The organism is Pseudovibrio sp. WM33 (genome assembly GCF_001623165.1).
Classification (GTDB): Bacteria; Pseudomonadota; Alphaproteobacteria; order Rhizobiales; family Stappiaceae; genus Pseudovibrio.
The window spans coordinates 1-8,238 of sequence record NZ_LMCK01000020.1; the positions used below are offsets into that span (position 1 = coordinate 1).

Annotated in this window: 10 protein-coding genes and 1 tRNA gene; 9 read left to right on the forward strand and 2 right to left on the reverse strand. The window is 52.2% G+C overall.

Features of this window, described 5'->3' with window-relative positions; translation table 11 throughout:
* The 6 genes from PsWM33_RS27640 to PsWM33_RS05450 form a co-directional block, all read left to right on the forward strand.
* Positions 1-231, forward strand: a 231-nt coding sequence (locus PsWM33_RS27640) for a hypothetical protein (RefSeq protein WP_206598979.1), incomplete at its 5' end; no start/stop codon positions are given.
* An 84-nt stretch (positions 232-315) separates the two neighbouring features.
* Positions 316-765, forward strand: coding sequence for a hypothetical protein (locus tag PsWM33_RS05425; RefSeq protein WP_063299491.1), 450 nt, complete (start codon positions 316-318; stop codon positions 763-765).
* On the forward strand, positions 765-992 hold the full coding sequence (locus PsWM33_RS05430; RefSeq protein ID WP_057465972.1) for a hypothetical protein: 228 nt from the start codon (positions 765-767) through the stop codon (positions 990-992). Before PsWM33_RS05425 ends, PsWM33_RS05430 begins: the two co-directional genes overlap by 1 nt.
* On the forward strand, positions 985-1,797 hold the full coding sequence (locus PsWM33_RS05435) for a hypothetical protein (RefSeq protein WP_063299492.1): 813 nt from the start codon (positions 985-987) through the stop codon (positions 1,795-1,797). Before PsWM33_RS05430 ends, PsWM33_RS05435 begins: the two co-directional genes overlap by 8 nt.
* A gap of 22 nt (positions 1,798-1,819) precedes the next feature.
* Positions 1,820-2,038 carry a hypothetical protein gene (locus PsWM33_RS05440; RefSeq protein ID WP_063299493.1) on the forward strand — a complete coding sequence of 73 codons (219 nt, stop codon included), beginning with the start codon at positions 1,820-1,822 and terminating at the stop codon, positions 2,036-2,038.
* 229 nt (positions 2,039-2,267) lie between these two features.
* Positions 2,268-3,338 (forward strand): site-specific integrase, encoded by a 1,071-nt coding sequence (locus PsWM33_RS05450; protein WP_082826892.1) that lies wholly within the window; start codon positions 2,268-2,270, stop codon positions 3,336-3,338.
* A 75-nt stretch (positions 3,339-3,413) separates the two neighbouring features.
* On the opposite strand, the gene PsWM33_RS05455 is transcribed toward PsWM33_RS05450, so the two are convergent.
* Positions 3,414-3,490, reverse strand: a tRNA-Ile gene (locus PsWM33_RS05455).
* A 206-nt stretch (positions 3,491-3,696) separates the two neighbouring features.
* Here PsWM33_RS05455 and PsWM33_RS05460 point away from each other — a divergent pair.
* The 3 genes from PsWM33_RS05460 (at position 3,697) to PsWM33_RS05470 (ending at position 7,601) form a co-directional block, all read left to right on the forward strand.
* Positions 3,697-4,779: an AI-2E family transporter gene (locus tag PsWM33_RS05460; RefSeq protein WP_057461156.1), complete on the forward strand. Its 1,083-nt coding sequence runs from the start codon at positions 3,697-3,699 to the stop codon at positions 4,777-4,779.
* A 125-nt stretch (positions 4,780-4,904) separates the two neighbouring features.
* Positions 4,905-5,660, forward strand: a complete 756-nt coding sequence (locus PsWM33_RS05465; RefSeq protein WP_063298306.1) for an SIMPL domain-containing protein — start codon at positions 4,905-4,907, stop codon at positions 5,658-5,660.
* Between the two features lie 501 nt (positions 5,661-6,161).
* On the forward strand, positions 6,162-7,601 hold the full coding sequence (locus PsWM33_RS05470) for an MFS transporter (RefSeq protein ID WP_208994409.1): 1,440 nt from the start codon (positions 6,162-6,164) through the stop codon (positions 7,599-7,601).
* Between the two features lie 150 nt (positions 7,602-7,751).
* Here the strand turns inward: PsWM33_RS05470 and PsWM33_RS05475 are convergent, their stop codons facing one another.
* Entirely contained in the window at positions 7,752-8,003 is a 252-nt protein-coding gene (locus PsWM33_RS05475) for a hypothetical protein (RefSeq protein ID WP_063299495.1), read from the reverse strand.
* Positions 8,004-8,238 lie beyond the last annotated feature (235 nt).

The following is an 8,238-nucleotide window of genomic DNA, read 5'->3' on the forward strand; positions in this document are numbered from 1 at the left end:
CTCGGCATGAGCGGCTCAGGAAAGGCGCACCTGAGCCGCTTCCCCTTCTTCCTCAATGTTGGAGCAAAGCAATGCCAATTTATCTGGATAAACACGCTGAACTTCTCAAACCTCGCGCAGGCGAACTGTGGCGGCCCAGCAATGGCGTCGAAGGTGACCTGTTTGAAGAGAGACTTTGCGCTTGCTGCACCAAGTCTGGACCAAACGGCAAGAGTTGCTCAATCAGCTTAGCGGCTTTCTTTCATGATGTTGACCATCCTAACTATCCGAAGGAGTGGGTGATTAGCGAGAAAGGCCAACCATCCTGTACCGCCCATGAACGCTGTTTACTCGCGGTCTAAAGCATTTCCTGATCCTGTTATTGCGGAGTTCTCGATGTTCCACCTCTTCCTCAAATACCATGAGTTCAGAGGCTCGCAAGAAGAAGGCCCAAGCCTTCTCATCAAGCGTCTTGTGTCGTTCCTCGGCTGCAAGATCCAGCTCCACAAGTTCATTAGAGCCGATAACGAAGGCGCGTTTCACACCCATCCGGCTTGGGCCATACGTGTCGTACTTCAAGGCGGATATGTCGAAGAACTTGGCACCGGAGAACTCCGCGAATGGAAGCCCGGAAACATCGGGATTGTTCGCCCCGAACTTGAGCACCGCATCCACAAACTGCGCAACGGTTATGTGAGCTATTCGCTTTGGCTACGCGGTCCAAAAGTCCGCAACATCAAGCTGCGAGGTTACCCTGAGCGACTTGATGAAAGCAGGAGCGAATGATGCGCTTGGAGTTAGAAGCCAACCCCGTCCATGTCGGCCTATGCCTGACAAAGAACCCTGCGGCTTTAGCAGAGTTACTGAGTGCGATGGCAGCGAGCGCTCCAGACGACCTCGCCACAAAGGTCAATCAACACATGCCAAGCGGGATGCGAGATCGCACCGCAGACCTGCTTGAAAAGCTCTTACTCACCATCTCAGCCTTCAATCAAGGAGACGATCATGGATAGCTTGAACACCAGCAACCCGGATTACTACGAGGACGGAATCCGGTTTGGCACCGGACCCGAGTTGATCGCGCAGATTAAGAAGCTGCAAGAAGAACTCGCGACAGCTAAGAGCACAGAGAGCGACAGACTACTCGAAGAGATGGAGGGTTCTCTGGAGAGCGTCGACATGGGCATCGCGTTTATGCCGCCAACCACCAGCCACGAATACGCCAAAGGCTGCAACGATAACCTTGAAGAAGTCCGCCGCGTACTCAGTGAAGTGTTTGACACCTCCGAAACCCGAGAACCTTGCTTGCTGAACAGGCTGGACAAGATCGCGAACCGCTTTCTTTGGGGCGTTCACTTCATCGGCCCAGACGAAATATGGGCAGCAGAGAGCTACGCCGCAGCAGTGAGGCTGGCAAAGCAGCACAATCAACATTTCATCAGCTCTATGGAAACCACAGATGTTGCCGTCATTGCAGCGCCAACACCTTGGATTGGCGAGCCAGAAGATCACGCCATGTATCTTGAAAAGCAAAGCGAGGAAACCAGCAAATCCCGCTTACAAGAAGCAAAGGCGAGCCTTGTTGAAACGATCAAGCAAACCCTTGTGAGAGACACCGGCCACATCAGCAACCCAAGAATAGTGCACGCAAACAGCTTCGACCTATCGCAGTTCAAGAAGCAGGAAAGCGGCATAACTGGCGTTGAGTTCGAGTATGTCGATCAGCACGGTCCGGGTATTAGCGGCGACGATTACTGGGGGACAATGGCCTTTCCAATTGGGTGCGGCCAACTCTTCCTCATCGACTTCTCCGATTAACTCAAGCCCAAACAGGTGAAACATGACCCAAGACGAGAAGAAGGCATACATGGCTGGCTATATCGCCGCCTGCACTCAAATCGCCCAGACCCACAATCAACCCACCATGGCTGCTGAGCTGCTACGCAGTGCTGGTTTGACGGATGATGAGGTAAAAGCATTGCAGCTGAGCGACTTCGACTTGGGAGAGTACGCAGAGATGCAAGCAGCGAACCCCAGCTTCTTCTCCAAATCCAATTAAATCCATTTTCAGAATACCCGCTCTATAAACGAAGGTTTGCTATGGCGCAGTCATCGAAAGCAACACAGGCCCAGATGAAACGAGCAATCAAAGCCGCTCAGGATTGCGGACTGACTCTGCACGAATGTGTCATAACAAACGCCGAAACACGCTTAGTATTCTCAAAAGTTGACGCCAAGACAGCTAAGTCGCAAACTGCCGGACCGAAGCAATGGCCAGAGCACATGACATGAAACTCAAGTTTCCCGGCTTAATCAAGGAAACAATGCCTTCTGGAAACACCCGATGGCGTGTGAGGGTAGAAGGCCAAAAGGCCCGCCGAATTGTCCTTCACGTTTCACCCGACCACAAAGAGTTCCTCGAATGTTACCTTGCAGCAAGACGCGGGATAGAGATCAAACCAGAAACCAAGCCAGAAGATAAAGCAGTTAAAGGCTCAGTTAGTTGGTTGATCTATCGCTACCTTGGAAATCTGAAATCTGACGTAGAGAATAACTTATATTCTGAGGACACTCTCAAGCAGCGAAGCAATCTCTTAAATCGACTACACGCCGAGTATGGTGAATACGATTTCCAGATGCCTCAACAGGCTGTCTTGCAAATCCGCAACAACATGAAATCCACCCCCGGAGCTGCCGACAACATGATGAAGGCGATCCGTGCCATGTATAAATGGGCAGGCGAGATCGGAGACTGTAGCAAAGACTTCAATCCTGCTGCTGGAATTAGCAAGCTCAACAAGAACTCAAAGGGCGCCATACCCTGGACTGTTGAAGATTTGCGGAAGTTCAGAGAAACGCACCCAGCCGGGACAACAGCTCACCTTTGCCTAACTCTCTTCATGTTCACAGCTTGCCGCATCTCAGACGTGATTTGGCTTGGCAGAGAAAATGAATTTGATCGTAGTGGAATCAGAGGGCTTGGCTGGCAACCTCGGAAGAGAGGCTCAGCTTATGTAGAGATCCCAATGCTTCCGCCATTGCTGAGTGCTACTAGAGCAACCACTGTACAAGGGCGCACCTACCTTCTTACTGAACACGGCAAACCATTTGCATCACCAGAAAGTCTGCGCAATCGCTTCAAGAAGTGGTGCTTGGCAGCAGAGCTTGAAAACCGCAGTTCCCATGGCATCCGCAAGGCAGCTGGCCACCTCTTAGCTCTTGAAGGCTGCACTCAATATCAAATCATGGCAATCCATGGACACGCCGAAGCACGAACCTCTGAAGTCTATACTGAAGGTGTTGAACGTTGGAATCTCGCCCGCTCTGCAATGGAGACTTTGAAGGGGCTAGAATGGTAAAGTGTCCCACGCCCATTATTTCATGGGACACTTTGAGACTTAAGTAATTGAAAGAAAAGAATTTTATAAGAGATTTGGTAGGCCCGGAGGGACTTGAACCCCCAACCAGTCCGTTATGAGCGGACGGCTCTAACCAGTTGAGCTACAGGCCCTTACCGAAGACAGGTTCTACACCAACAACCACGGGTGAGTAAATTGTTTATAGCAGAGAGGGGGGCAGATCCTGTTGAAACTTGGGGATGCGCCTTTTCCCCGGCAGATCAACAGAGCATTCATCACAAAGCTTTATAAATACCTGATTTTAAGAGACTATGTGAAAACTAACAGCTTCCGGCAGCCTGATCCCTTGGAGTGCATGATGCGCCAGCCTCTTATTAAGTTCACCGCCTCTTTGTTCCTTCTTGTCATTATTGGCTGGCTACTCTTCATAGGGCGCTCCCTCATTATACCCCTGATTATCGCATTGGTGCTTTGGTACATTATCAACTCCATGTCCTCTGCCCTGCGACATTTGCCTGTGGTTGGACCGTATCTGCCGCGCCCGCTCACCATTTTGCTGGCCCTGTTCGCGATCTTTTATGTCGTCGGCATCCTGTTCAACATTGTCTCAGTCAACCTGCAGCAACTGGCGTTCGACGCACCAACCTATCAGGGGCGGCTGGATGAGCTGCTGCTCAAGCTTGCCAACCAACTGAACATGGAAAAGCCGCTCCAGCTTTCAGACATCCTGCCCAACTTCTCGCTAAGCGCAGCCCTCAGCACCGGAGCATCCGTTCTCACCAGTCTGGCCGGATCCAGCTCACTGGTCTTCATCTACGTGCTCTTTATGATCTTTGAGGCGGCAACCTTTGACAAAAAGCTCGCCGCCCTCTTTGAAGATTCCGACCGCGTACAGCTTGCGTTCGCCATCCGTGGAGAGATTGGTCGTCGCATGCGTCACTACATGGGTATCAAAACCGGTGTCAGCATCATCACCGGTTTCCTCACCTACGGCATCACGTCATGGGCAGGCCTGCCTTACGCGGCCCTTTTCGGGTTCATCGCCTTCCTGCTCAACTACATCCCGACCATTGGCTCTCTGATTGCCGTCATCTTCCCAAGCCTGTTGTCACTGGTCTATTTCGACACCCTCACACCATTTATCGCGATTACTCTTGGGCTGGGAGCAGTTCAGTTCATTCTCGGCAATCTGGTGGAACCACGTCTGATGGGCACACAACTTAACATTTCACCCCTCGTTATTATGATCTCATTGAGCTTTTGGGGGGCATTATGGGGCGTTATTGGAATGGTGCTGTGCGTGCCGCTTGTCGTGCTTGCCATCATCATTTGCGCCCAGTTCCCATCTTCGCGCCCCATTGCAATCCTGTTGTCGGGGGATGGCAATGTCGGCGATCCGATAAACCTGGATCATCAAAATCAAACCCGTGAATTGACATGATCACGCCTGAGAGCCGCCGCAATTGTAACTTCTAATTGCATTTCTCGATATTCGGCTGATCAAGAATGACAGTCCGCAGCACGGATCAGGCATCAGCCTCAACAAATTTGAAACTGGAGATTTTAATGCAGAGCGAACAGAAGAAATTGCGTCTTCCAAGTATAAGCGCGCTGGCAGTTGCTGGTCTTGTTGCCGCTGCTCTTGTTGTATCCAGCGGTGTCAATGCCAAGGCTGCTGAACAAACTGGCAAGATCACAATCTCCGGCCAGGGATCGGTCAACGTGGCGCCTGATATGGCGACGCTGGTCTCTCGCGTAATCACACAGGGTGATGATGCAAAGTCCGCCCTTCAGCAAAACTCCGTCACCATGCGCGCCATCCTGCAGGATGTTGAAGACGCTGGCATCGAAAAAAAGAATATCCAGACCACCGGCTTTGACATTTCACCGATCTACGACAACCGCCGCCTCAAAAACAATGAGCCAAAAGCTCCTGAGATTGTTGGCTACCGCGTGCAGAACGGCATCCGCATCAGTCTGAAGGACATCACCAAACTGGGCACCACACTGGACATGCTGGTGCAAAACGGCTCCAACGATGTTGGCCAGATCCAGTTCGGCGTATCCAATCCTGAAAAATATATTGATGAAGCCCGCGAAAGCGCCGTGCAAGACGCGCGCACCAAGGCGGAAACCTACGCGAAAGCTGCCGGTGTTAGCCTTGGCAAAATTCTCAGCATTTCCGAAGCCGGGTACAACCCACGTCCCTACCCGGAAATGATGGGCATGAGAGCTGCAAAAATGGACAGTGCCCCGCCAATTGCAGCAGGTCAGGAGACCCTCTCGTCATCAGTTACAATAACCTACGAACTTGTGCAGTAACACAAGCCTCCAATGCAACCTCTCAAAACCCCGCCCCAAGCGGGGTTTTCTTTTTTAAATGCCGACAACCATCATAGCCCGGCAACATGCACGCTCCCACTAGTGCTCCTATATTGGAGTCTGATAGGCTCCACCCCAGACATTCCTCAGTGATGCATACTCTGAAGCCGCCTCACTTCAGAACACCCCACCAAGCACGCAGCATTTTTCGTTGTTTCAGCACCCCAAAACTGCGCAAAGCATCACGTGGACGACCGCCAAGTGCCCACACAAAACCAAGCTATTCAAGTTGTCTTCACATCTGCCGAAAAAAGGACCTCCTCGTGCTGTAGAAAAGCTAAGCCTGCGAAACAAAAGGAACAATCCGCCAATTTATGTTGGGCCAATTTTTGCAGAATCGATTTATCGACGACACACGGCAAAGGGATTTAATAAGAAAATACTTTACTTATTAAATTCTCCGAATTAAACAAAACATATATTTTAAAACAGGCAATACTCATGACCATTTCCAGTCCGTCACAAACAATGGCATTATCGCCCTTCAAAAAGCTAACCATGAATGGTCGCTGGCTTGCATCCCTCATCATGATTTTAGGTGTGGGTTCGGCAAGCATGAACACTTTCCTCTCCTCCGCCATCATGCCAGACATCATCCGCGACCTTGGCGGCCAGCAACGCGCCTTCTGGGTGCTCAGCCTGTTTCAGATTGGCTCCATTCTGGCAGGCACAGTCACAGGGTCCCTGAAAGCCCGCATCGGCGCACGCCCTTTATTCATCGCCGCCGCCCTGTCTTTTCTGGTGGGCTCCTTCATCGCTGGCGCAGCTGGCGCGTTGGAGCACTTGCTGCTCGGCAGATTGCTACAAGGTCTGGGTGAGGGCATGATTGTCTCGCTCTGCTACACCTTGATTTCAGACCTCTACCCGGAAGACGCCGTCCCCTCAGTCTTCGCCTTGCTCTCGGGGATTTGGGCAATTTCCGCAGGCATTGGCCCGCTCGCCGCTGGCATTTTGACAGAAAGCTGGTCGTGGCGCGCAGTGTTTTACGCCAACCTGCCGCTGTCGCTCTTGTTGCTTGTGCTGGCAATCACCGTCATCCCCTCCACCACAAGAGACAAAGGCCAAACCACTCAATCCACTGACAGGTTGAGCATGTTCCCCCGCCTCGGATTGCTCGCTGTCGCCGTCCTGCTCATCGCCTATGTGGGTGAGCTGCGCAGCCTTCCCCGCATCAGTGGTGCTTTAGCTGTTGGCCTGATCCTGCTGTTCCTTGCTGTAAAATGGGATAAGAAAAGCACCAGTCCATTTATTCCGCGCGGCGCGTTCAGGTTCACAGGCATTTTGGGCCTTGGCATGTGGGTCACACTGCTGCTGTTTATCGCCAGCGCTGCCCGTTCTATCTATGGCGCTGCCATGGGTCAGGTTCTGTGGGGTCTTTCCGTCACCGAGGCGTCCTATGCCATGGCGATTACAGCCTTCACATGGACAACCGCTGCATGGATCGTCGCCCGCGTGCAGACACCGCACATACGAACCTATCTGATCCGTCTGGGAACGCTAAACATCATCGCAGGCATACTGCTCACCGCTGTTTCGCTCTACACCATGTCTCTTTGGATATTCTTGCTTTCCGCCGTCTTTAACGGAGCAGGCTTTGGCATGAGCAGCCAGTTCCTGAAAGTGGCAATCATTTACGCTGAAACCGACGATGAGCGCGACAGAGCCTCCGGCTTCATCGGGCCGCTGCAATCCGCAGGCACGGCCATTGGCGCAGCATTAGCAGGCCTTTTGGCAGGCCTCTCCGGTTTCTCCGTTCCCGGCGCGAAAGACTTGATCACTTTGGAAAATGCAGCACAATCCGGTCCGCTCATGTTCCTCATTATGGCAGCCATTGCAGGCATAGCCGCCCTGCTGGCTTTCAAGATGCCAAGAATGCCCTGACCACACAGAAGGATTAAAAGCATGTGCCGTAAATGTGGAGACAACCCCGGACGCGACCCGCCAACGGTTCAGGCACTTGCCGGTGCCCCTGTTAAAGCGCAGCCGCAAAAAGTGGAATCCAGTTTTTTAGATAAAGATACGGTTAGGAAATCACCGTGGCAGCGGCTGACCCGGTGCAGGTGGCGGTGATCGGCGGAAAGGCTGATCAAAATACTTGTCATGACCACGCCAGCCAATATCGTGCATACGGTTCATCATCGCAAACATCATAATCACGACAATCACCACAAGAACCAGCAGAGTCGTAATAATCGACGTAGCAATCACCCACCCCCTGCTCGGCTTCCGCTCAATCGCAGCCCTCAACCCATCCAGCTCACGCCGCATATCTTCCGGTTCCATATCCCTGCTCCTTAGACTGCACATCCTTACAAGTCAGACCTCGGACAAGGACACGCATAAAATCGATACGCAATCCTCGCAGAAAACCCACAAGAGCTGATTGAGAGAAACCTTCAGTTTGAAGCCAAGAACTCCAAGACCACAAAACCAACGCATCCATATACGCACACAAAAATGCTGGCCTGCGGGCACAAATCGCCCGGCCGCAGACCAGCAGGACACTCATGAAGGGCTG

Bases quoted from the DNA above. Each gene is read 5' to 3' on its own strand.
- PsWM33_RS05430 (WP_057465972.1), top strand. From the start codon at position 765: ATGCGCTTGGAGTTAGAAGCCAACCCCGTCCATGTCGGCCTATGCCTG.
- PsWM33_RS05435 (WP_063299492.1), top strand. From the start codon at position 985: ATGGATAGCTTGAACACCAGCAACCCGGATTACTACGAGGACGGAATC.
- PsWM33_RS05425 (WP_063299491.1), top strand. From the start codon at position 316: ATGAACGCTGTTTACTCGCGGTCTAAAGCATTTCCTGATCCTGTTATT.
- PsWM33_RS05440 (WP_063299493.1), top strand. From the start codon at position 1,820: ATGACCCAAGACGAGAAGAAGGCATACATGGCTGGCTATATCGCCGCC.
- PsWM33_RS05470 (WP_208994409.1), top strand. From the start codon at position 6,162: ATGACCATTTCCAGTCCGTCACAAACAATGGCATTATCGCCCTTCAAA.
- PsWM33_RS05465 (WP_063298306.1), top strand. From the start codon at position 4,905: ATGCAGAGCGAACAGAAGAAATTGCGTCTTCCAAGTATAAGCGCGCTG.
- PsWM33_RS05450 (WP_082826892.1), top strand. From the start codon at position 2,268: ATGAAACTCAAGTTTCCCGGCTTAATCAAGGAAACAATGCCTTCTGGA.
- PsWM33_RS05460 (WP_057461156.1), top strand. From the start codon at position 3,697: ATGCGCCAGCCTCTTATTAAGTTCACCGCCTCTTTGTTCCTTCTTGTC.
- PsWM33_RS05475 (WP_063299495.1), bottom strand. From the start codon at position 8,003: ATGGAACCGGAAGATATGCGGCGTGAGCTGGATGGGTTGAGGGCTGCG.